The sequence below is a fragment of the Pseudarthrobacter sp. P1 genome, assembly GCF_050156935.1.
Classification (GTDB): Bacteria; Actinomycetota; Actinomycetes; order Actinomycetales; family Micrococcaceae; genus Specibacter.
Genome location: NZ_CP189584.1, coordinates 1,501,287 through 1,522,452, shown reverse-complemented (window position 1 = coordinate 1,522,452; position 21,166 = coordinate 1,501,287). Strand labels below are relative to the sequence as shown.

Annotated in this window: 23 protein-coding genes and 1 riboswitch; of the genes, 21 read left to right on the top strand and 2 right to left on the bottom strand. The window is 68.2% G+C overall.

Features of this window, described 5'->3' with window-relative positions; translation table 11 throughout:
• Nucleotides 1–72: 72 nt before the first annotated feature.
• Nucleotides 73–1,452 carry a glucose-6-phosphate dehydrogenase gene (locus tag ACQCSX_RS07285; protein WP_427018996.1) on the bottom strand — a complete coding sequence of 460 codons (1,380 nt, stop codon included), beginning with the start codon at nt 1,450–1,452 and terminating at the stop codon, nt 73–75.
• A 216-nt stretch (nt 1,453–1,668) separates the two neighbouring features.
• On the opposite strand from ACQCSX_RS07285, the gene ffh reads away from it, so the two are divergent.
• Nucleotides 1,669–3,240: a signal recognition particle protein gene (ffh, locus tag ACQCSX_RS07280; RefSeq protein WP_427018348.1), complete on the top strand. Its 1,572-nt coding sequence runs from the start codon at nt 1,669–1,671 to the stop codon at nt 3,238–3,240.
• Between the two features lie 112 nt (nt 3,241–3,352).
• On the top strand, nt 3,353–4,078 hold the full coding sequence (locus tag ACQCSX_RS07275; protein ID WP_427018347.1) for an alpha/beta fold hydrolase: 726 nt from the start codon (nt 3,353–3,355) through the stop codon (nt 4,076–4,078).
• Between the two features lie 74 nt (nt 4,079–4,152).
• On the opposite strand, the gene thiC is transcribed toward ACQCSX_RS07275, so the two are convergent.
• Entirely contained in the window at nt 4,153–5,895 is a 1,743-nt protein-coding gene (gene thiC / locus ACQCSX_RS07270; protein WP_427018346.1) for a phosphomethylpyrimidine synthase ThiC, read from the bottom strand.
• Nucleotides 5,892–6,002, bottom strand: a riboswitch (TPP riboswitch). (Overlaps the previous gene by 4 nt.)
• Nucleotides 6,003–6,052: 50 nt before the next feature.
• Here thiC and ACQCSX_RS07265 point away from each other — a divergent pair.
• The 19 genes from ACQCSX_RS07265 (at nt 6,053) to ACQCSX_RS07175 (ending at nt 20,950) form a co-directional block, all read left to right on the top strand.
• Entirely contained in the window at nt 6,053–6,556 is a 504-nt protein-coding gene (locus ACQCSX_RS07265; RefSeq protein WP_427018345.1) for a GNAT family N-acetyltransferase, read from the top strand.
• A gap of 52 nt (nt 6,557–6,608) precedes the next feature.
• A complete protein-coding gene (locus ACQCSX_RS07260; RefSeq protein ID WP_427018344.1) occupies nt 6,609–7,451 on the top strand; it encodes a prephenate dehydratase in 843 nt (280 codons plus the stop codon).
• Between the two features lie 166 nt (nt 7,452–7,617).
• Entirely contained in the window at nt 7,618–8,508 is an 891-nt protein-coding gene (locus ACQCSX_RS07255) for a VOC family protein (protein ID WP_427018995.1), read from the top strand.
• A 49-nt stretch (nt 8,509–8,557) separates the two neighbouring features.
• On the top strand, nt 8,558–8,998 hold the full coding sequence (locus ACQCSX_RS07250) for a hypothetical protein (RefSeq protein WP_427018343.1): 441 nt from the start codon (nt 8,558–8,560) through the stop codon (nt 8,996–8,998).
• Between the two features lie 191 nt (nt 8,999–9,189).
• Nucleotides 9,190–9,600 carry a 30S ribosomal protein S16 gene (gene rpsP, locus ACQCSX_RS07245; protein ID WP_427018342.1) on the top strand — a complete coding sequence of 137 codons (411 nt, stop codon included), beginning with the start codon at nt 9,190–9,192 and terminating at the stop codon, nt 9,598–9,600.
• A 1-nt stretch (nt 9,601) separates the two neighbouring features.
• Nucleotides 9,602–9,844, top strand: a complete 243-nt coding sequence (locus ACQCSX_RS07240; protein WP_427018341.1) for an RNA-binding protein — start codon at nt 9,602–9,604, stop codon at nt 9,842–9,844.
• Nucleotides 9,845–10,017: 173 nt separating this feature from the next.
• Nucleotides 10,018–10,590 carry a ribosome maturation factor RimM gene (rimM, locus tag ACQCSX_RS07235; protein WP_427018340.1) on the top strand — a complete coding sequence of 191 codons (573 nt, stop codon included), beginning with the start codon at nt 10,018–10,020 and terminating at the stop codon, nt 10,588–10,590.
• A complete protein-coding gene (trmD, locus tag ACQCSX_RS07230) occupies nt 10,591–11,382 on the top strand; it encodes a tRNA (guanosine(37)-N1)-methyltransferase TrmD (RefSeq protein WP_427018339.1) in 792 nt (263 codons plus the stop codon).
• A gap of 255 nt (nt 11,383–11,637) precedes the next feature.
• The gene (rplS, locus tag ACQCSX_RS07225) at nt 11,638–11,997 is read left to right on the top strand and encodes a 50S ribosomal protein L19 (protein WP_427018338.1); all 360 of its coding nucleotides are present in this window, start codon (nt 11,638–11,640) and stop codon (nt 11,995–11,997) included.
• Between the two features lie 12 nt (nt 11,998–12,009).
• Nucleotides 12,010–12,690: a signal peptidase I gene (lepB, locus tag ACQCSX_RS07220; RefSeq protein ID WP_427018337.1), complete on the top strand. Its 681-nt coding sequence runs from the start codon at nt 12,010–12,012 to the stop codon at nt 12,688–12,690.
• Nucleotides 12,691–13,524: a signal peptidase I gene (gene lepB, locus ACQCSX_RS07215; protein WP_427018336.1), complete on the top strand. Its 834-nt coding sequence runs from the start codon at nt 12,691–12,693 to the stop codon at nt 13,522–13,524.
• Nucleotides 13,524–14,222, top strand: a complete 699-nt coding sequence (locus ACQCSX_RS07210; protein ID WP_427018335.1) for a ribonuclease HII — start codon at nt 13,524–13,526, stop codon at nt 14,220–14,222. The genes lepB (ACQCSX_RS07215) and ACQCSX_RS07210 overlap by 1 nt, the downstream gene beginning before the upstream one ends.
• A 33-nt stretch (nt 14,223–14,255) precedes the next feature.
• A complete protein-coding gene (locus tag ACQCSX_RS07205) occupies nt 14,256–14,588 on the top strand; it encodes a DUF2469 domain-containing protein (RefSeq protein ID WP_427018334.1) in 333 nt (110 codons plus the stop codon).
• A gap of 131 nt (nt 14,589–14,719) precedes the next feature.
• Complete coding sequence (locus ACQCSX_RS07200; RefSeq protein WP_427018333.1) at nt 14,720–15,076, top strand: YraN family protein; 357 nt, start codon at nt 14,720–14,722, stop codon at nt 15,074–15,076.
• Complete coding sequence (locus tag ACQCSX_RS07195; protein WP_427018332.1) at nt 15,077–16,621, top strand: YifB family Mg chelatase-like AAA ATPase; 1,545 nt, start codon at nt 15,077–15,079, stop codon at nt 16,619–16,621.
• Nucleotides 16,618–17,850: a DNA-processing protein DprA gene (gene dprA / locus ACQCSX_RS07190; protein ID WP_427018331.1), complete on the top strand. Its 1,233-nt coding sequence runs from the start codon at nt 16,618–16,620 to the stop codon at nt 17,848–17,850. The genes ACQCSX_RS07195 and dprA overlap by 4 nt, the downstream gene beginning before the upstream one ends.
• 70 nt (nt 17,851–17,920) lie before the next feature.
• Nucleotides 17,921–18,445 carry an O-acetyl-ADP-ribose deacetylase gene (locus ACQCSX_RS07185; RefSeq protein ID WP_427018994.1) on the top strand — a complete coding sequence of 175 codons (525 nt, stop codon included), beginning with the start codon at nt 17,921–17,923 and terminating at the stop codon, nt 18,443–18,445.
• A 557-nt stretch (nt 18,446–19,002) separates the two neighbouring features.
• Entirely contained in the window at nt 19,003–19,881 is an 879-nt protein-coding gene (locus ACQCSX_RS07180) for a S1C family serine protease (protein WP_427018330.1), read from the top strand.
• 133 nt (nt 19,882–20,014) lie between these two features.
• Entirely contained in the window at nt 20,015–20,950 is a 936-nt protein-coding gene (locus tag ACQCSX_RS07175; protein WP_427018329.1) for a tyrosine recombinase XerC, read from the top strand.
• Nucleotides 20,951–21,166: the final 216 nt, after the last annotated feature.

Here is a 21,166-nt window from a genome sequence, read left to right as displayed (position 1 = left end):
CTGGGGGGCCCGCGCTTTCCGCATGCAACCGTGGCCAGTGCCCGCCCGGGGATGGACGGCGGCGGCGGCTGCCTATCGCTGCGAGGTGGCCCAGTGCGCCGGGCCGTTGGACCCGGCCGGATATTCCTCAAGCGGCACCCCACCGGCGGCCCAGGCAGCCAGTGTCCCCTCGACGATGCGCCAGCATTCCTCGGCCGTGTCGTCCCGGACGGAGAGCAGGGGATCGGCGTTGAGCACGCCGTCCAGGACCTCGCCGTAGGGCAGCAGCGGATCGGAGGAGAGCAGCGTCTCCAATTTCACCCGGTTGAGCGTGAACAGGTCCCCGGGGCCGTTGACGTCCAGATCCAGCTCGAGGGAATCCGGGCCGAAACCGATGTGCAGGCGGGTGGGGCTGTCCACGCCGCGGAATCCGGTGGGCAGGTGGGGGACCGGCCGGTAGGTGATGACAGCCTCCTTGCGGGCCGTCCCCAGGGCCTTCCCCGAGCGCAGGATGAACGGGACATTGGCCCAGCGCCAGTTGTTGATCCGCACCGCCACCTCGGCGAGCGTCTCCGTCCCGTGCGCCGGATCCACGCCAGCCTCCGCCGTGTAGTCCGGGATGCTGCGGCCGCCGATGCTCCCTGCCGTGTACCGGGCCCGGCGGGTGCTCCGGGGGTAGTCGGTCGAGATCGAGCTGGCGCGCAGCACGGTGGCGATGCCATCGCGCACGTCGCGTTCGCCCAACGTGGCAGGCGCCTCCATGGCGATGATGGCCATGATCTGCAGCAGGTGGCTCTGGATCATGTCCCGGGCGGCGCCGGCGGTGTCGTAGTACCGGGCCCGGTTCTCCAATGCCAGGTCCTCGTCAAAGACGATCTCCACCTTTTCGATGTGGTCGCTGTTCCACAGCGGTTCCAGCAGCCGGTTGGCGAAGCGCAGCCCCAAAATGTTGAACACGGTGGATTTGCCCAGGAAATGGTCCACTCGGTGGATGTGGTCCTCGGGAACCAGCGCGGCCAGGGTCAGGTTGAGCGAGTGCGCGCTCGCGGCCGAGGAGCCGAACGGCTTTTCCATCACCAGACGGGTGCCCGCGGGGAGCTGGTCCGCGGTGAGCACCTCGCAGGCCTTTTGGCTGACGGCCGGCGGGAGTGCGAAGTAGACGGCCACCGGCCCCGCCACCTCCTTGAGCAGGGCGGCCAGCGCCCCCGGGGCCGTGACGTCCACCTGGTGGTAGGAGCTGCCCGCAGCGACGGCGTCCAGTGCGGCCGCGCCGGCGGCATCGGCGGTGGAGCGGGCCTTGGCAAAGGAGGTCTTGAGGCGTTCGGACCATTGCTCCGGCGTCCAATCGTCGCTGCCGGCCCCCACCAGGGCCAATCCCGGGGCGCGGCCGCGGGCAACCAATCCGGCCACCCCGGGCAGCAGCAGCCGCCCGGTCAGGTCCCCGGAGGCGCCCAGGATCAACAGTGTCCCGATCCGTCCCGCTTCGGTGCCGGCGCCGTCGTCGGCCTGTACTGGAGTCTTTATGGTCTCGCTCACACCGCCAGCATGCCACGCCCGGGCGTCCGGCGCAGCGGCCAGAGCGGACCGGGGGCCGTGCAACTTGGTACCCTTGGTAGTTGAGTCCCCGGGAATCCGCGCAATGAGTGCGGACACCTACGAACCCATCCTGACGAAAGAAGTAGACGGCGCGTGTTCAACTCCCTATCTGACCGGCTGACAGCAACCTTCAAGAATCTTCGTGGCAAGGGCCGGCTGTCCGAGGCCGACGTCGACGCCACCGTGCGGGAGATCCGCCGCGCCCTGCTGGACGCGGATGTTGCCGTCCCCGTGGTGCGCGAGTTCACCGCCAAGGTCCGCGAGCGGGCGCTCGGCGCCGAGGTCAACGGCGCACTGAACCCGGCGCAGCAGATCGTCAAGATCGTCAACGAGGAACTCGTGACCATTCTTGGCGGGGAGACCCGCCGGATCCGCCTGGCCAAGAACCCGCCGACGGTTATCATGCTGGCCGGTCTGCAGGGTGCCGGCAAGACCACCCTGGCCGGAAAGCTGTCCAAGTGGCTCAAGAGCCAGGGCCACAGCCCGCTGCTGGTGGCCGCCGACCTTCAGCGCCCCAATGCTGTCAAGCAGCTCCAGATCAACGGTGAGCGCGCCGGCGTGCCCGTGTTTGCCCCGCACCCGGGCGTCAGCAGCGAGTTTGAGCACGCCACCGGCGATCCCGTGGCCGTGGCCCAGGCCGGTGTGGCCGAGGCCCGCGCCAAGCTGCACGACGTCGTCATCGTCGACACCGCCGGACGCTTGGGCATTGATGCGGAGATGATGGCGCAGGCCGCCAACATCCGCGCCGCCATCAACCCCGACGAGGTCCTCTTCGTCATCGACGCCATGATCGGCCAGGATGCCGTCAACACGGCCCAGGCCTTCAACGACGGCGTCAACTTCACCGGCGTCGTGCTGACCAAGCTCGACGGCGATGCCCGCGGTGGTGCGGCGCTGTCCGTGGCCTCCGTGACGGGCAAGCCCGTCATGTTCGCTTCCACGGGCGAGGGCCTGGAGGACTTCGAGCTCTTCCACCCGGACCGCATGGCCAGCCGCATCTTGGACATGGGCGACATCCTCACGCTGATCGAGCAGGCGGAGAAGAGCTGGGACAAGGATGAAGCGGCCCGGATGGCGAAGAAGTTCGCCGACCAGGAAGACTTCACCCTGGACGACTTCCTGTCCCAGATGCAGCAGATCCGCAACATGGGCTCCATGAAGAAGATGCTCATGATGATGCCGGGTGCGCAGAACATCCGCCAGCAGCTGGAGAACTTCGACGAGCGCGAGATCGACCGCGTGGAGGCCATTGTGCGCTCCATGACGCCGCACGAGCGCGTGGCCCCGAAGATCATCAACGGCTCCCGCCGCGCCCGCATCGCCAAGGGTTCGGGCGTCACCGTCTCGGAGGTCAACGGCCTGCTCGAGCGCTTTGGCCAGGCCCAGAAGATGATGAAGAAGATGGCCCAGGGTGGCGGCATCCCCGGCATGCCGGGCATGCCCGGGATGGGCGGCTCCCGCAAGGGCAAGACCGCACCGAAGAAGAAGGCCCGCTCCGGCAACCCGGCCAAGGCGGCACAGGAGCTGCGCGAGGCCGAGGAGCGGCGGGCGAACGCCGCCAAGGCGCTGCCCAGCGGCAACGCGTTCGGCGGCCAGGACATGGACGGCTTCGATCCCTCCGCGCTGAACCTGCCCAAGGGCTTCGACAAGTTCCTGGGCAAGTAGCCAGCCAGTTGTGCCAAAATCGCGCCCGCTCATATCTTTCACGCCGGATGATCCGGCGTGAAAGATATGAGCGGGCGCGATTTTTGTCTGTTGTTTTTCTGAGAGGTGCATTGTGAGCGGCGAACGGATTGTCTTCATCCACGGAGCCGGTGCCTTTGGCGCCGCGGCCTGGCCCGCCCAGCATCCCCTGGCCAGGGACTACGATGCCCTGTTCATCAAGCGGCACGGCTTTGACGTGTCCGCCGATCCGCTGGTCTCCGATTTCGCGGTGGACGCTGAGATCGTGCTGGGCCATCTAGAGAGCGGAGCACACCTGGTGGCGCATGCCCAGGGTGCCATCGCGGCGATGATGGCAGCCGTGGAGCAGGGCTCCCTGGTCCGCTCGCTCACCCTCGTGGAGCCGGCCTGCCTCTCCCTGACGGCGGAGCTGCCCGCCACCCATGCCTACCGCGAGCTGCTGGAACCGCTCTACGCCCGGCGCGCCGAGATGGCCGACGTCGAATTCGCCGTCGCGTATGCCCGGATGGCCTCGGCCAGCGGCGAGGTCCAGACCGGCCCGGGTGTGATGGCGCCCGGCGCGTTGAACAATGAGTCGGCCGCCCGTGCCGCGCGCCGCCTGCGGCTGCAGGCCCCGCCGTGGGAGGCGCCGCTGCACATCGTGCCCGGCGTCCCCACACTGGTGCTCACCGGCGGCTGGGAGCCGCTGTATGAGGAGATCGCCGGCTATCTGGTGGGCACCGGCGCCGTCCACCGGACGACGGCGGGAGGCCACCGCCCGCAGGACACCGCCGAGGGTGCCGCGCTCATCCGGGAGTTCATCGAGGCCCACTCGGGCTAAAACCCTGCAACTGTGCGACAGTAGTTGTCGCTCTGGGGCCCCAGAGCGACAACTACTGTCGCACAGATTAGGCATTAGCCCACGGGCATGACGGGTTCGGGCAGGTACACCTTGGAGCCCGACGCGCGGAACTCGGCGCTCTTGGCGTCCATGCCCGCCACGATCAGCTTCTGGTTGGCCGCCGAGCCAAACTCGGCCCGGATGTCGGCGCTGATCCGCATGGAGCAGAACTTGGGCCCGCACATGGAACAGAAGTGCGCCGTCTTGGCCGGTTCCGCCGGCAGCGTCTCATCGTGGAACGCCTGCGCCGTCGCCGGGTCCAGCGAGAGCGCAAACTGGTCCCGCCAGCGGAACTCGAAGCGTGCCTTGGACAGGGCGTCGTCGCGTTCGTGGGCGCCCGGATGTCCCTTGGCCAGGTCCGCGGCATGGGCGGCGATCTTGTAGGTGATGACGCCCGTCTTGACGTCGTCCTTGTCCGGCAGGCCCAGGTGCTCCTTAGGCGTGACGTAGCAGAGCATGGCCGTGCCGTAGCGGGCGATCTCCGTCGCGCCGATCGCACTCGTGATGTGGTCGTAGCCCGGCGCAATGTCCGTCACCAGCGGCCCCAGCGTGTAGAACGGGGCGCCGTCGCAGAGCTCCTGCTGGCGTTCGACGTTCTCGCGCACCAGGTGGAACGGCACGTGTCCGGGCCCCTCCACCATCACCTGGACGTCATACTGCCAGGCGCGCTTGGTCAGCTCGGCCAACGTGTCCAGCTCGGCAAACTGGGCGGCGTCGTTGGCGTCCGCCGTCGAGCCCGGGCGCAGCCCGTCGCCCAGGGAGAACGACACATCGTAGCGGGCAAAGATCTCGCATAGCTCATCGAAATGCGTGTAGAGGAAGTTCTCCTGGTGGTGGGCCAGGCACCAGCCGGCCATGATGGACCCGCCGCGGGAGACAATGCCCGTCACCCGGTCCGCCGTCAGCGGCACGTAGCGCAGCAGCACGCCGGCGTGGATGGTCATGTAGTCCACGCCCTGCTCGCACTGCTCGATCACCGTGTCGCGGAAGATCTCCCAGGTGAGCTTGTCGGCCTCGCCATTGACCTTTTCCAGCGCCTGGTAGATCGGCACTGTGCCAATCGGGACGGGGGAGTTGCGGATGAGCCATTCCCGGGTGGTGTGGATGTCGTCCCCGGTGGAGAGGTCCATGACGGTGTCCGCACCCCACAGCGTGGCCCACTGCAGCTTGTCCACCTCCTCGGCAATGGAGCTGGTGACGGCGGAATTGCCGATGTTGGCGTTGATCTTCACCAGGAACGCCTTGCCGATGATCATCGGCTCGGATTCGGGGTGGTTGATGTTGGCCGGGATGATGGCCCGGCCGGCGGCCAGCTCGGAGCGCACCAGCTCCACATCGCAGGATTCGCGCAGCGCCACATAGCGCATCTCCTGGGTCACGACGCCGGCCCGGGCGTAGTGCATCTGGGTCACCGTCCGCCCGTCCAGGGACCGGAGCGGCGGCCGCTGGGCCCCGCGCCATTCGGCCGAGGCTGCGCCCCGGCGGGCGGCGCTGCGCCCGTCGTCGAGCAGCTCGCGCCGCCGGCCCGCGTAGATTTCCGTGTCGCCGCGCCCGGCAATCCATTGCTCCCGCAACGGCGCCAGACCGTGCACCGGATCGCTGCCCGGACCCGCCGTCCGGTAGACATCAAACGGCGGATTGGCCTCCCCGGAGGGGGACGCCTCCAGCTGGATCCGCGTCACGGGAATCCGCAGCCCCGTGGCCGGGTCGTGGAGGTGGTGCAGAGAATGGGCAGGGCTTTGCTGTGAAATGTCCACAGGTGTTACTCACTTCCTTCGCCGGCATTACCCGGACAGGTTCAACGGTCGCAGGCTGCATCAGCCCTTTTCTCAGCCCCTGCAATGGGGCTCCCGTGTGGTCGTTCTCGAACATACACTGTCAACGGGTGTCGGTGCCAACCCATAGGATCAAGCCATGTTGGAAATCCGCCCCGCGGCACTGAGCGAGCTCTCGCAGCTGCCGGCCATCGAGGCCGGGGCCGACGCCGCTTTCGGCCCCGGCAGCACGGGCATTTGTGCCGCGGACCTGCCGCCGGCGGCAACGGTTGCCGAATTCGCCCAGGCCCTGCACATCATGGTGGCCGGCCGGCCGCCGGTGGGCTTTGCCCGGCTGGAAGAGCTCGACGGCGCCGCGCACCTGGAGCAGCTCGCCGTGCTGCCCGAGTGGTCGGGGCAGGGGATCGGCCGCGCGTTGGTGGAGGCGGCCAAGGCCTGGGCGCGGGAATCGGGCTACCACACGATGACGCTGACCACCTTCGGCGAGATTGCCTTCAACGTGCCGTTCTACCGCAGCTGCGGGTTCACCGTGCTGGCGGAGCTGGGCCCGGAGCTCGCCGAGGTCCGGGCGGCGGAACAGCGGCTGGGGCTCGATGCCCTGGGCCCGCGCGTGGCCATGGGTCTGGACCTCAACGGAGCCTGAGGGCAACGGGGCCTGGACACAACTGCTCCGCAACCATGGGAAAATCCAAGGTATGGCTAACGCAATCGCATACCAGGGTGAACCCGGTTCCAATTCCCATCTCGCCTGCGCCGAGAAATACCCGGACTTTGAGTCCATCCCGTGTGCCAGCTTTGAGGATGCGTTTGCCGAGGTGACCAGCGGCCGCGCGCAGCTGGCCATGATCCCGATCGAAAACACCCTGGCCGGCCGCGTGGCGGACATCCACACGCTGCTGCCGGAGACCTCCCTGCAGATCATCGGCGAGCACTACCTGCGCATCCGCTTCAACCTGCTGGCCATCCCCGGCGGCACCATCGAGCAGGCCACCGAGGTCCACAGCCACGTCCATGCGCTCGGCCAGTGCCGCAAGCTGATCCGCGAATTCGGGCTCAAGCCCGTCATCGCCGGGGACACCGCCGGGTCGGCCCGCGACGTCGCCCGCTGGAACGATCCCACCAAGGTCTCGCTGGCCCCTCCCGGCGCGGCTGAGCTCTACGGCCTGGACACCCTCGCCGTGGACGTCGAGGACGATCCCACCAACACCACGCGCTTTGTGATCCTGGCGGACAAGGCACCGCTGCGCTCCCGTGACGAACTGGCCGGCGACGCCGTCACCAGCTTCGTCTTCCGGGTCCGGAACGTGCCCTCCGCGCTCTACAAGGCCCTGGGCGGCTTTGCCACCAACGGCATCAACATGACCCGGCTGGAGAGCTACATGGTGGGTGGGGAATTCGCCGCCACCATGTTCATGGTGGACGTTGAAGGCCACCCGGAGGAGGCACCGATGGTGCACGCCTTCGAGGAGCTGCGCTTCTTCACCACCGAGGTCCGCATCATGGGCGTGTACCCGGCGGACCCCTTCCGCCGGCGCTGACCCGCGGCGCTCGTCCGAGGCGCCGGCCGCTAGTGCTGGTCCGCCGCCGGGATGGACGCATGCCATCCCGGCGGACGGCTGGAATAAATTGAAGCTTCAATCAATTGATATGGTGTGTAAGGGCGAAATGCCCAGCACCACCCAGCCAAGCACCAAGGAGCGCACCGTGACCACCCCCGCCAGCCAGGACCTGCTGTCCGCCGACCTCGCCATGGGCACCGTGATGCTCAAGGTGGGGGACATGGCCGCCATGAGCCACTACTACCAGCATGCCCTCGGCATGGACATCGTCACCGAGGCCGACGGCGGCCTCTACCTGGGCCGCGGCACGACGGCGCTGGTGCACCTGGCGCCCGCCCCCGGGCTGCACGTGCCCGGCCGCGGCGAGGCCGGGCTCTTCCACACCGCCCTGCTCTTTGACGACCAGGCCGCCCTCGCCGCCACGGTGGCCTCCGCCGCCCAGTACGAGCCGAAAGCCTTCGCCGGCAGCGCGGACCACCTGGTGAGCGAGGCCTTCTACTTCACCGACCCCGAGGGAAATGGCATCGAGCTCTACTGGGACCGCCCGCGCACCCAGTGGCAGTGGGACGGGAGCACTGTGGTCATGGACTCCCTGTCCTTGCCGCCGCAGCAGTACCTCGGCAGCCACCTGACCGAGGCCGCCGTCAGTGGCCAGCGCCAGGCGGCCGCGGCCATCGGGCACGTCCACCTGCAGGTGGGCGACGTCGCCACGGCCCAGGACTTCTACGTGGACACGCTCGGCTTTGAGCGCACGGCCGGCTGGCACGGCCAGGCACTGTTCGTCTCCGCCGGCGGCTACCACCACCACATGGCCATGAACGTCTGGAACAGCCGCGGCGCCGGCCCCCGCAAGGACACGCTGGGCCTGGGCGAGGTGCTGATCAAGCTGCCCGCGGCCGACGACGCCGGGGCGCTGGCCGAGCGCCTGGCCCACCACAAGATTGCCGTCGCTAACAGCGGCGCGGAACTTGTCTTCGCGGACCCGTGGAAGAACCGGATTCGCGTTAGTGTTGAGAGCGCACCGGCAGCATCGTAGGGATGTGCCGGCGGCAGCCATATTTCGCACAACACTGGAGGCTACGGTCTTGACCGCTTTCTCGGAATTCTTTGTCACCGACCACCACACCGCGGTGGCCCGCGCCAAGTCCCTGGATGCCGGCAAGGCGCCGTCGGCGGACGTGCCGGTGCTGCCTGTCCCGGGCCTGTCCGACTTTGAGATCGAGGTGCTGGGGGAGCTGGCCGCCAAGACGGTGCACGCCACCGGCATCAGCGCGGAGCTGGGCATGGTGGACATCGAGCTCGATTCCCTCTTTGTGGTGCCCGAGGCACTGGCCGAGATCTTCGCCGAGCTGGTGGACCTTGAGGATCCGGAGGAGCTGCCCGAGCTGGCCGCCGCCTGGGCCGCGGCCGAGGAAATGGAGTCCACGCCGGAGGTCACCGAGCCGCTGGTGCGCGCCCTGGCCGCCCTGGCCGGGACCGTGGACGAGGGCGCCCGCACGCATCTGTACTTCTACTCGGCCGCCTAACCCCGTCCGTGACACGCGGGGAGCATGCGTCGCGCGGATGCTGGATGATCTGGCATAATGGACAGGTACTCGATCCGCGTGGCCCCTCTCTCCGTGTGATGATCGTGTCTGTAGAATCCCAATGATCGGCCCGCCCCACGGGAGCGTGACAAGGGATTCGCCCTCGTACAAAACAAGGAGTGACCACAAAAGTGGCCGTTAAGATTCGCCTGAAGCGCTTCGGCAAGATGCGCGCCCCGTACTACCGCATCGTCGTCATGGACTCCCGCGCCAAGCGCGATGGCCGTGCGATCGAAGAGATCGGCAAGTACCACCCGACGGAAGAGCCCTCGTTCATCGAGGTCGACACCGACCGCGCGCAGCACTGGCTCTCCGTTGGCGCCCAGCCGACCGAGCAGGTTGCCGCCATCCTGAAGATCACCGGTGACTGGCAGAAGTTCAAGGGTCTCCCGGGCGCCGAGGGCACCCTGAAGACCAAGGCTCCGAAGGCAGCTTTCGTTGCTCCGGAGACCGCTTCGGTCATCGTCAAGGAAGCCATCACGCCCAAGGCCAAGAAGGCTGAAGAGGCAACCGAGTCCGCAGAGACCACCGAGGCTGAGTAGGTTGCTGGCTGAGGCGCTGGAGCACCTGGTCCGCGGGATTGTTGACTCTCCCGAGGACGTCAAGGTCAGTGTGAAGAACAACCGCCGCGGGGAATCCCTCGAAGTGCGCGTTCATCAGGATGATCTTGGCCGGGTCATTGGCCGCCAGGGACGTACCGCCCGCGCGCTGCGCACCGTCATTGCCGCTCTGGCAAACGGTGAGCCGGTCCGCGTGGATGTAGTGGACACGGACCGCCGCCGCTAGAACCCTCCCTCGGGAACGGTTTGAACGGCACAGCATTTCAGCACCAGATAGCTTAGGAATTGGCCCCGGCACCATAATGGTGCCGGGGCCAATTTTGTTTTACGGCTTAGTTCCACAAGGCCAGGCGCAGGTGCGCCGGCACAACATGCTGCCCCGCAGCAGGAGGAGTTTTCATGCAGGTTCAGATTGCCCGGATTGGCAAGCCGCACGGAATCCGCGGCGAAGTGACCGTCCAGGTGCTGACGGATGCACCCGAGGACCGTTTTGTGCCCGGCGTCGAGCTCGTGGTCAAGCCGGCCACGCTCGGTCCGCTCACGGTGCGCAGCGCCCGCTGGAACAAAGACATCCTGCTGCTGGGCTTTGAACGGTTCAGCACCCGCAACGAGGCCGAGACCCTGCGCGGCGCTACCTTGTTCGTGGAGTCCGACGACGTCGAGGACGACGGCGACGATGCCTGGTACGAGCACGAGCTCGTCGGCCTGGCCGCCCGCGTTGGCACCGAGGTGGTGGGCAAGGTGGCAGCATTGCGGACCATGCCCGTCCAGGACCTGCTCATCATTGAAAACGCCGACGGCGAGGAGATCCTGGTTCCGTTCGTCGAGGAGATCGTCCCCGAGGTCAACATCGAGGGCGGCTACATCCTGCTGACCCCGCCGCCGGGCCTGTTTGACATCAACAATGACGACGCCGCCGGCCCGGGTGAGGCTGCCGCGGAGGCTGGCAACGCCGATGGCGGAGATGCCTAAATGCGTTTCGACGTCGTCAGCATCTTCCCCGAGTACCTGGCCGCGCTGGAGCTGAGCCTGATCGGCAAGGCCCGCCAGGACGGCCTGCTCCAAGTGGGCGTGCACGACCTGCGCGACTTCACCACGGACAAGCACCGCACCGTGGACGACACCCCCTACGGCGGCGGCGCCGGCATGGTGATGAAGCCCGAGCCGTGGGCCACCGCGCTGGCGGCCATGCTGGACACCGAGGCGCCGGCGGCCAAGCGCCCCGTGCTGATCGTGCCGTCCCCGGCCGGGGAGGTCTTCAACCAGAAGCTGGCCTACGAGCTCGCGGAGGAGGATCATCTGGTCTTCGCCTGCGGCCGCTACGAGGGCATCGACGAGCGGGTGCTCGAATGGGCCGAGGAGCACTACACGGTGCGCCCGGTCAGCCTGGGCGACTACGTGCTCAACGGCGGCGAGGTGGCCGTGCTGGCCATGGTGGAGGCCATCGGCCGCCTGGTGCCCGGCGTCGTCGGCAATCCGGAGTCCCTCATTGAGGAATCGCACTCCGACGGGCTGCTGGAATACCCCGTCTACACCAAGCCCTCGAGCTGGCGCGAACGGGACATCCCGGAGGTGCTGCTCAGCGGCAACCACGCCAAGATCGCCAAGTTCCGCCGCGACGAGCAGCTGCGCCGCACCGCGGCCCGCCGCCCGGACCTGATTGCCGCGCTCGACGGCGCGACGCTGAGCAAGGCCGAACGCAACACGCTCTGGGAGCTGGGCTACGCCGTCGTCGACGGCAAGGTGGCCAAGCGCACCGACTGACCCCCACTAAGTCGCCGCGTTGGGCCGGGGATTGGCGCCCCGCGCCACAGGTGTGGCAAAATGGGTAATTGTGTCTACTGGACCCGCGCCTGCCACAGGGGGAGCGGAGTCAACAGAGGGGCGCACCGGCCATCCATCAGCGGAACGGCCGGTCAACCACACTTCGGCAGCCATGCCCGCCAGCCTTCACCGGCCGGGAGCTGGACTGCCGTGACCGAAAGTAAATGACCTGTGGCGTTTACCAGGAGTGAGAAAATGCATCTTCTCGATTCTGTCGACGCAGCCAGCCTGCGTTCCGACATCCCCGCGTTCCGCGCCGGCGACACCCTCAACGTTCACGTGAACATCATTGAAGGCAGCCGCTCCCGTGTCCAGGTGTTCAAGGGCTTCGTCCTTGGCCGCCAGGGCGATGGCATCCGCGAGACGTTCACGATCCGCAAGGTCTCCTTCGGTGTTGGCGTGGAGCGTACCTTCCCGGTGCACTCCCCGGTCATCGAAAAGATCGAGGTCGTGACCAAGGGTGACGTCCGCCGCGCCAAGCTGTACTACATGCGCGACCTGCGCGGCAAGGCTGCAAAGATCAAGGAAAAGCGCGACGCCCTGCCTTCTAAGTAAGGGTTCCGCACTTTGCTCCACTCGAAACGCCGGCCCGGGAAACTGGGCTGGCGTTTTGTTGTTCTGGCCATCGTGGCCATGGTCGCCGTCTCAGCGGTGGTCCGTGGCACCTGGTTGGATGTTTTCTACATCCCCTCCGCCTCCATGGAGCCCTATCTGCTCACGGGCGACCGTGTGCTGGTGTCCCGGACCGATTTTGCCGCCACGCCCATCCAGCGCGGCGACGTGGTGGTCTTTGACGGGCGCGGATCCTTTGCCCCGCTGCACAGCGGCAAGGGTGCCCTGGCCGACGCCGCCCAGACGGTGGGCGAGTGGCTGGGCGTGGCGGGGTCGGACACCGTGTACGTCAAGCGTGTCATTGGCGTGGCCGGGGACCATATACGCTGCTGCAGCGCCAATGGAGCGTTGGAGATCAACGGGAAGCCGGTGGCCGAGAGCTACCTCCATCCCGGTGACCTGCCCAGCGCGGGGCCTTTCGATGCCGTCGTTCCAGCGGGTAGGTTGTGGCTCATGGGCGACCACCGTTCCGTGTCCTTGGATTCGCGGTCGCTGCTGGGCGCCCCCGGGGGCGGAATGGTGTCCACGGACAAGGTCATCGGCCGCCCCATCATCGTTCTGTGGCCCTTTGACAGGTTTGGCCCGCTGTCTACGGCGGCCCCCACCGCCATCCCTACCCCGAAGGACGCACACTAGATGCCGCAGAACACGCCCGGAACCCCCGGCGATGCCGAGCACCAGGACCAGATCCCGGCCGAGGCGTTTCCGGACGACCCGGCCGACGGCGAGGACCATGCCGGCCCGGGGGATCGCCTGCGCGGCGGCATTCTGTCCTTCGCCAAGGAAGTCGGCACCATCATCGCCATCGCGCTGGTGCTCTCCTTCCTGATCAAGACGTTCCTGTTCCGGGCCTACTACATTCCCTCCGGCTCCATGGAGAACACCCTCGAGTTGGACGACCGCATCTTCGTCAACCTGCTGGTCCCCAAGCCCTTCGCATTGGAGCGCGGGGACGTGGTGGTCTTCAAGGACACGCAGAACTGGCTTGGCCCGGCACCTGTGGCCAAGAACGGCCCCTTCTCCTGGGCCAAGGATGCCATGATCTTCATCGGACTGGTGCCCGACGAGTCCCAGCAGCACCTGGTCAAGCGCGTGATCGGCCTGCCCGGTGACACGGTGGCGTGCTGCGATGCCAGCGGCCGCGTCACGGTGAACGGCGCACCGCTGGACGAGCCCTATCTGTACCCGGGGGCCAGTCCCTCGGACAAGACTTTTACCGTCACCGTTCCCGCGGGCAAGCTGTGGGTCATGGGCGACCACCGCGACGACTCCTCGGATTCACGCATGCACATGAACGAGCCCGGTGGTGGATTCATCAACATCGACGACGTCGAGGGCCGCGCCACGGTGATCGCCTGGCCGCTGAACCGCTTCACCATCCTGGGCAACTACCCCGATGTGTTCCGGAACGTCCCGGACCCGACGGCAAAGCCCGCCCCCTCGCCGTCGGCCGTCCCGGCCGGACAGTAGTGGCGGCAAGCACGCCACCCACGCTGGACTTCGAGCAGACCTTTGCGCAGCGGGGCCACCTCCTGGTGGCAGGCTGCGACGAGGTGGGGCGCGGGGCCCTGGCGGGGCCCGTCAGCGTCGGCATCGTGGTCATCGACCCCGCCTCGGCCCCGCTGCTGGCGCGTGTGCGCGACAGCAAACTGCTCAGCGAGGCCGTGCGCCAGGAGCTGGTTCCCCAGATCACCGACTGGGCCCTGGCCAGCGCCGTCGGCCACGCCTCCGCCACGGAGATCGACGCCGTCGGGCTGATGGAGGCGCTCCGGCTGGCCGGGTCGCGGGCGCTGGACACCATTGCCGCGGCCGGCATGGCGCCGTCGCTGGTGGTGCTGGACGGCAACCACGACTGGCTCTCCATCCCGACCCAGCCCGCGCTGCTCTTCGACGGCTTCGACGGCTTTGGCGGGGATGCCGTACCGGCTTTTGGCGCGGCCATGCCCGTGGTCACGAAGATCAAGGCCGACATGACCTGCCTGAGCGTGGCCGCGGCCTCCGTGCTGGCCAAGGTGGAGCGCGACGGCATCATGGCCGCCCTGGACGCCGAGAACCCGCAGTTTGGCTGGGGCCTCAACAAGGGGTATGCCACAGGTGCGCACCGCGCCGCCATTGCTGCGCATGGGCCTACCGACTACCACCGCAAGAGCTGGCGGCTTACGGCGTAAGCACGCCGGGGCAACGTAAGGGATGATGGACATATGAGTGCCGAGGATCTTGAAAATTACGAGACCGACATGGAGCTGCAGCTCTACCGCGAGTACCGCGATGTGGTGAACCTGTTCAGCTATGTGGTCGAAACCGAGCGGCGCTTCTATCTGGCCAACCACGTGGATCTGCAGGCCCGTTCCGCCGACGGCGAGGTCTATTTCGACCTCACGCTGCAGGACGCCTGGGTCTGGGATGTCTACCGCTCCGCCCGGTTTGTGAAGAACGTCCGCGTCATCACGTTCAAGGATGTCAACGTCGAGGAACTGGTCAAGAACGACGACCTCCAGCTGCCCAAGGACGGGCCGCTCGGGCCGCTGGGCTAACACCCTTCCGCCGCCGAATTCCCTGCCGCGGCGCCCTGCACAGGCGGGTGTTGCGGCCCCTTGGCCCACATTCCCTGCCACCGCCCTCCCGGCCGGCACCCGCCGCCGGGATGCTGGGGGTGGAGGTAGCCATGAAAGCGAAGGATGTGTTGGGCCGCCGGGGCGAAATCCTGGCGGCGGACTACTTGGAAGACCGCGGCATCCGCGTCATCGACCACAATTGGCGCTGCCGCAACGGCGAGATCGACCTCGTGGCGGTGGACGGGGACACCTTGGTCATCGCCGAGGTGAAGACCCGCCGGTCCCTGCGCTACGGCCACCCGTTCGAGTCCATCACGCCCGCCAAGATGGCCCGGCTGCGCACCCTGGCCGTGCTCTGGTCGCGGGAGCATGCGCTGTTCCTGCCGGCCCTGCGCATCGACGCCCTGGCCGTGATCGACTCCGGCCGCCGCGAACCCACCGTGGAACACCTCAAGGGGGTGGGCTGAGTGGGCATGGGCCGGGCGCTGGCCGTGGCGATGGTGGGGCTGAACGGCCACATCGTGGAGGTGGAGGCCGACATCGGCCAGACGCTGCCCAACTTTGTGCTCCTGGGCCTGCCCGATGCCTCGCTGAAGGAGGCCACGGAGCGCATCAAGGCCGCCGCGCAGAACTCCGGCATCCCGCTGAGCCGGCGCAAGATCACCGTCAACCTGGTGCCCGCCTCGCTGCCCAAACGCGGCTCGGCGTTTGACCTCGCAATTGTCATGGCCGCCCTGGAGGCGGCCGGCGATGTCCGGCGCACGGGCCGGACGGTGTTCATTGCCGAGTTGGGCCTGGACGGGCGGCTGCGCCCGGTCCGGGGCGTGCTGCCGGCCGTGATGGCCGGTGTCAGGGCGGGCTTCGAGGAGTTTGTGGTGGCGGCCGCGAATGCCCGGGAGGCCACGCTGGTCCCGGGTGCCAAGGTGCGCGGCTACGCCTCGCTCGCCGAGGTGGCGGTGGACTTCGACGCCGATCCGCACGAGCTGGTGCTCGACCTCCCGGACCGGGACGCGGCCCCGCCCGATCCGGGTCCACCGGGTCCTGGGGCCCCGCCGCCGGACCTGGCCGATGTCGCCGGCCAGCCGGAGGCCCGGCTCGCCCTGGAGATCGCGGCTGCCGGCGGCCACCACCTGATGATGGTGGGCCCGCCGGGGGCCGGCAAGACCATGCTGGCGGAGCGGCTGCCGGGGCTGCTGCCGGACCTGGGCGATGCCGAGGCCATGGAGGTCACGGCCATCCATTCCCTCGACGGCGGGGCCACCGCCGTCGGCGGACTCATCCGGCGCCCGCCGTACGAACGGCCCCACCACTCGGCCAGCGCCGTCTCGATCATCGGCGGCGGCAGCGGCATTCCCCGTCCCGGCGCCGCGTCGCGCGCCCACCGCGGCGTGCTGTTCCTGGACGAGGCGCCGGAGTACGACCGCCGGGTGCTCGACGCCCTGCGCCAGCCGCTGGAAAGCGGTGAACTGGTGCTGCACCGCTCCGCCGGCACGGCGTCCTATCCAGCCCGGTTCCAATTGGTGCTGGCGGCCAACCCCTGCCCGTGCGGGAAGTCAGCCGGCAAGGGCACGGAGTGCACCTGCACGGCCATGGCCCGGCGCCGCTACTTTGGCAGACTGTCGGGCCCGCTGCTGGACCGGGTTGACATCCAATTGCATGTCAACCGGGTGTCGCTGGCCGAACTTTCCGGGACGGGCGTGCGGGAGTCCACGGCGCAGGTGGCCGTCCGGGTGGCGCAGGCCAGGGCGCGCCAGCTCGACCGGCTGGCGGGCCACGGCATGTCGAACAATGCCGAGGTGAGCGGGCGGCTGCTGCGCGGGGCCTTCAGGCTCGCCGCGGCGGACACGGCCCTGCTGGACAGGGCGCTGGACATCGGGGCCCTGACCGCCCGCGGCTATGACCGCGTGCTGCGGCTGGCGTGGACGGTTGCCGATCTGGGCGGCCACGACCGCCCCACCCGGGACGACGTCGGGCTGGCCCTGACCATGAGGCAGAGGGGAATGGGATCATGAGCGCAGAGAACACCGGCACGGGCACCGGAGGGGCCCAGGATCCGGCGCTGGAACAGCTCAGGGTGGCCCGGGCCGCCCTGACCCGGCTGATGGAGCCCTCCGATCTGGCCGGCTTGGCCCTGATCAGGGCCGTTGGCCCGGTGGATGCGCTGGGCATTGTCCGGGCGGACATTGGGGTGCCGAAGGGGCTTGAACGCACCATCACAGGGATCATGGTCGACGCCGGTGCGGCCGGCAGCGGCTGGCCGGGCCTGGCCGACGCCCTGGGCCGGTGGCGGCCGCGGCTGAAGGACCTTGCCCCGGAGCGGGATCTGGCGGTCATTGCCACGCTCGGTGGTGGGCTGCTCTTCCCCGAACATCCGCAATGGCCGCCGGCGCTGGCGGATCTGGACCTGGCCGAGCCCATCGCCCTGTGGGTCCGCAGTGCCACGGCCTCGCTGCCGCCGTTGGCGAGCTGCGTCGCCATCGTCGGTTCCCGCGATTCCACCAGCTACGGTGCCACCGTCACCGCCGAAATGGCCTATGCGCTGGCCCAGCGTGGCATCACCATCGTCAGTGGGGGAGCGTTTGGCATCGACGCGCAGGCGCACCGCGCGGCGCTGATGAGTGCCGAGCCCGGGACACTGCCCACCATCGCCGTGATGGCCGGCGGGCTGGACAGGTACTACCCGGCCGGGAACGAGGAGCTGCTGCGGGCCATTGCCCACCAGGGGGCGCTGGTGGCGGAGGTGCCGCCGGGCACCAGTTCCACCCGGTACAGGTTCCTGCAACGCAACAGGCTTATCGCGGCCCTGTCGGCGGCAACGGTGGTGGTCGAGGCCCGCTGGCGCTCGGGTGCACTGAACACCGCCCACCATGCCGAGGCGCTGGGCCGGGTGGTCGCGGCCGTGCCCGGCTCGGTCTTCTCCGCCAACTCCGCCGGCTGCCACCGGCTGCTCCGCGAGGGCGCTGCCGTCTGCGTCACCGATGCCGGGGACGTGGCGGAGCTTACCGGGGCAAGCGGCACCGCGCTGGTGCCCGAGCCGGAGCAGCCGGCCGCCATCCACGATGGGCTCAGCGTGGAGGACCTGCTGCTCTTTGACGCCCTGCCGCTGGCCGCCGGCACCACCGTGGAGAAGCTCAGCACGGTGGCGGGGTTGGCGCCCGCCGCCGTCCTGGCGGGGCTGGGCCGGCTGGAACTCATGGCCCTGGCCCAGCGTGGCAATGGTTTGTGGAAGCGCCGCCGGTAGTCCGGTGCCCGGATCCCGACGGCGGACTAGGATGTGGGCAAACGGCACAGTGGACCTGGGAGGTCTGGGCATGGACGTCAGGGTGGTGCGGGGCGACATCACGGCACTCGACGTCGACGCCATCGTGAATGCAGCCAATTCGTCCCTGCTTGGCGGTGGGGGCGTCGACGGAGCCATCCACGCCGCAGCCGGGCCGGCCCTGCTGGCCGAGTGCCGTGAGCTGCGCCGGGCGCGCTACCCCGACGGGCTGCCCGCTGGCGACGCCGTGGCCACCGGCGCAGGCAAACTGCACGCGCGCTGGGTCATCCACACGGTGGGACCGAACCGGTACGCGGGCCAAACGGACAGAGCCATCCTGCGCTCGTGCTTTGCCCGCAGCTACGAGGTGGCCCGGGGGCTGGGCGCCGCATCGATCGCGTTCCCAGCGATCGGCGGCGGGGTGTACGGCTGGTCCGCGGAGGACGTGGCACGGTCCGCGGCCGAGGCGCTCGCGGCGGCAGCGGCGGACGGCGCCAGTCCGGCCGGCCCCGCAACGGTTCTCCTCGTCGCCTTCAGCGCGGACATGGAGCAGGCCTTCCGCAACCGCACGGCATAGGCCCCTGTTGGCCGCGGAAATCGACGAAATTCTGTGCAGGGACATGTGCAGAAATGGTCATTCTTCATTCTGCTGAATATTGGGAACCCATTTAATTAAATTCCGTCCGCATAGGGGCATCTGGGTGGCATCCAAATAGATTGGCATTTCCACGCGCAGCTATATTGCGGACCAACCTCCATACGTGATAGTGAATCACCGCTAATTGGCGGCCGCCAGGAGGAAACCATGGAAACATGCAGGTACGGCCGATCGCGACGTAGATACGTTGCTGCGTTTGCTGTCACGGCGCTCTTCGTCACTGGGTGCCAGTCAACCACTTCATCCATCCGAACAGACTCACCCACCCCCTCAATGGGTTCCACCGAGATTCCCCACCACATAGATAGCGGCCTCAGCTTGGCTGACGACCTGCCCCATGGTGATGAGCATCCGGCCGACATAACGCCGCGACAGGTGCACACGTTGGCCGAGAAGTCCGTGTTCTCGATCCAGGGGCGCCGTTCCGACGACTTCACGGGTTTTGGCACGGGCTTTATCGTGGACAAGGACGGGGGATGGGAGTCACCAATGCGCACGTCGTCGCGGGCCTCGCAGCGATCACGGGCCGCTTCAACAGCGGCGAAAAGGTGGCCCTTCACGTGCTTGCATGGGACCCCTGCACCGATCTTGCAGTGGTCCACTTCTCCTCTGCGCTGCCGGACTCGACCCAGTCCCTCATCATCGGCAACTCGGGCCAGGTCAGTCCGGGAGACTCGGTCACCGTGCTCGGCTACCCGCTGACCCTGACCCATGACGCGTCTGAGCAGAAGCTGCTCATCACTTCCGGCCTCGTCAGCGCGACCAAGGTGGTTGCACAGCCGCCCGGGCTGCCCGAGTTCAATGACACGATCCAGCACGCGGCAACCATCAACCATGGGAATTCAGGCGGCCCGTTGCTCGACGACCACGGCCGTGTAGTGGGCATCAACACCTTGGTCAACCCCGGCTCGGCGGACCAGCCGGCGCAGGGCCAGTTCTATTCCATCGCGATCGACTCGGCCAAGCGTGAGCTCGTCGACAAGCTGCTCAAGGGCGAGTCGCAAAACGACATGGGATGGGTGGTGGAGGAGTACTACCCGGGATTCTTTGCGGACCTGGACAGCAAAAAGGGCCTGGCACGCGACCTGGAGCTCTACCACAAGGGCATCGAGAGCGGTCTCTACGTCAAGGCCGTCACCCCCGGCGCAGGGGCCAGCAATGCAGGGATCGAAGTCGGAATGCTGCTCACCAAGCTGCAGAACACGTCCATTTCCAGCGTTGCGGAAACGTGCGCCATTGTGGAATCCATTCTTCCCGGCTCGATTGTCGAGGTTGAAGGACTCGTCGCGCTCGCGGACGCGCCACGCTTCACCACGCAGTTCCACTCCCAGTTCGTCATTCCGGGCAAGCACTAGGGATGTGCTGCCCACCCACCCATTGCGCCGCCGGCTCGCGCTGCAGCTGGCGGGGCGGCCCATCCGCTTGGGGAATGCCCCGCCCGCGGCGGGGCAGCTTGCCCGGCGGCGGGCGAGGCCCCAGAGTGGAGGAGTGGACCAGAGCGAACGTGCCCAATTGCCCCAGGAACTCGCGAGTGCGGCGGCCGCATTCGAGCGCTACCTCGTGGCCGAAAAGGCCCGGTCCGCCCACACCGTCAGGGCCTACATGGGTGATCTGGACAGCCTGCTGATTTTTGCCGTGGTGGAGGGGACCACGACGTTGGCGGGTCTGGAACTCGGAACCCTGCGCCGCTGGCTCGGCGAGCAGAGCGCGGCCGGACTGGGCCGGTCCACGCTGGCCCGGCGGTCGGCCACGGCCCGCAGCTTCACGGCCTGGGCCACCCGGGAGGAGCTGCTGGAGACGGATCCGGCCCTGCGGCTCAAGGCCCCCAAGAAGGACAAGACGCTCCCCGGCGTACTGGCCCAAAACCAGGTCACCCGCGTGCTGGATTCCCTGGTGGAGGCCGCCGCCAGCGGGGACCCGGTGGCGCTGCGGAACCTGGCCATGGTGGAGCTGCTCTATGCGACGGGGGTGCGCGTGGGGGAGCTCGCGGCCCTGGACATCGACGATCTGTTCCCGGAGCGCCGCACGTTGACGGTGCTCGGCAAGGGCAACAAGGAGCGCACCGTGCCGTACGGGTTGCCCGCGGCACGCGCCGTTGAGGCCTGGCTGCGCGCCGGCCGTCCCCTCCTGGTGCAGGGAGGCAGCGGCCCGGCCCTGTTCCTGGGCCGGCGCGGCCACCGGCTGGACCAGCGGCAGGTGCGCGCCGTCGTGGGGGACCTGCTCAAGGCGCTGGGCGACACCGCTGCCACCAGCCCGCACGCGCTGCGGCACAGCGCCGCAACCCACCTGCTGGACGGGGGAGCGGACCTGCGCGCGGTGCAGGAAATCCTGGGCCACAGTTCGCTGGCGACCACCCAGATCTACACGCACGTCTCGGTGGAGCGGCTGCGCCAAAGCTACAGCCAGGCCCACCCGCGGGCCTGAAAAGGGCTTGAAACGGGCCTGAAACGTGCCTGGGACGGGCCCGCACCTCGTCCGGAACCCGCCCTCCCGGGCCGCCAACCACGGTGCCGTGCGGACGGTGAAGCCCCAGCGCCGCCGTTGTCCGGGCGGCACTGGCATTTCGTGCGCGGCTACGGCACAATGTGAGGGGAATGGCTCCCGGAATGAATAATTCCCGGCCATTCCACCAAGAACGGG

Bases quoted from the DNA above. Each gene is read 5' to 3' on its own strand.
- ACQCSX_RS07265 (WP_427018345.1), top strand. From the start codon at position 6,053: ATGTTGGAAATCCGCCCCGCGGCACTGAGCGAGCTCTCGCAGCTGCCG.
- ACQCSX_RS07260 (WP_427018344.1), top strand. From the start codon at position 6,609: ATGGCTAACGCAATCGCATACCAGGGTGAACCCGGTTCCAATTCCCAT.
- rimM (WP_427018340.1), top strand. From the start codon at position 10,018: ATGCAGGTTCAGATTGCCCGGATTGGCAAGCCGCACGGAATCCGCGGC.
- trmD (WP_427018339.1), top strand. From the start codon at position 10,591: ATGCGTTTCGACGTCGTCAGCATCTTCCCCGAGTACCTGGCCGCGCTG.
- rplS (WP_427018338.1), top strand. From the start codon at position 11,638: ATGCATCTTCTCGATTCTGTCGACGCAGCCAGCCTGCGTTCCGACATC.
- lepB (WP_427018336.1), top strand. From the start codon at position 12,691: ATGCCGCAGAACACGCCCGGAACCCCCGGCGATGCCGAGCACCAGGAC.
- ACQCSX_RS07205 (WP_427018334.1), top strand. From the start codon at position 14,256: ATGAGTGCCGAGGATCTTGAAAATTACGAGACCGACATGGAGCTGCAG.
- ACQCSX_RS07200 (WP_427018333.1), top strand. From the start codon at position 14,720: ATGAAAGCGAAGGATGTGTTGGGCCGCCGGGGCGAAATCCTGGCGGCG.
- dprA (WP_427018331.1), top strand. From the start codon at position 16,618: ATGAGCGCAGAGAACACCGGCACGGGCACCGGAGGGGCCCAGGATCCG.
- ACQCSX_RS07185 (WP_427018994.1), top strand. From the start codon at position 17,921: ATGGACGTCAGGGTGGTGCGGGGCGACATCACGGCACTCGACGTCGAC.
- ACQCSX_RS07180 (WP_427018330.1), top strand. From the start codon at position 19,003: ATGGGAGTCACCAATGCGCACGTCGTCGCGGGCCTCGCAGCGATCACG.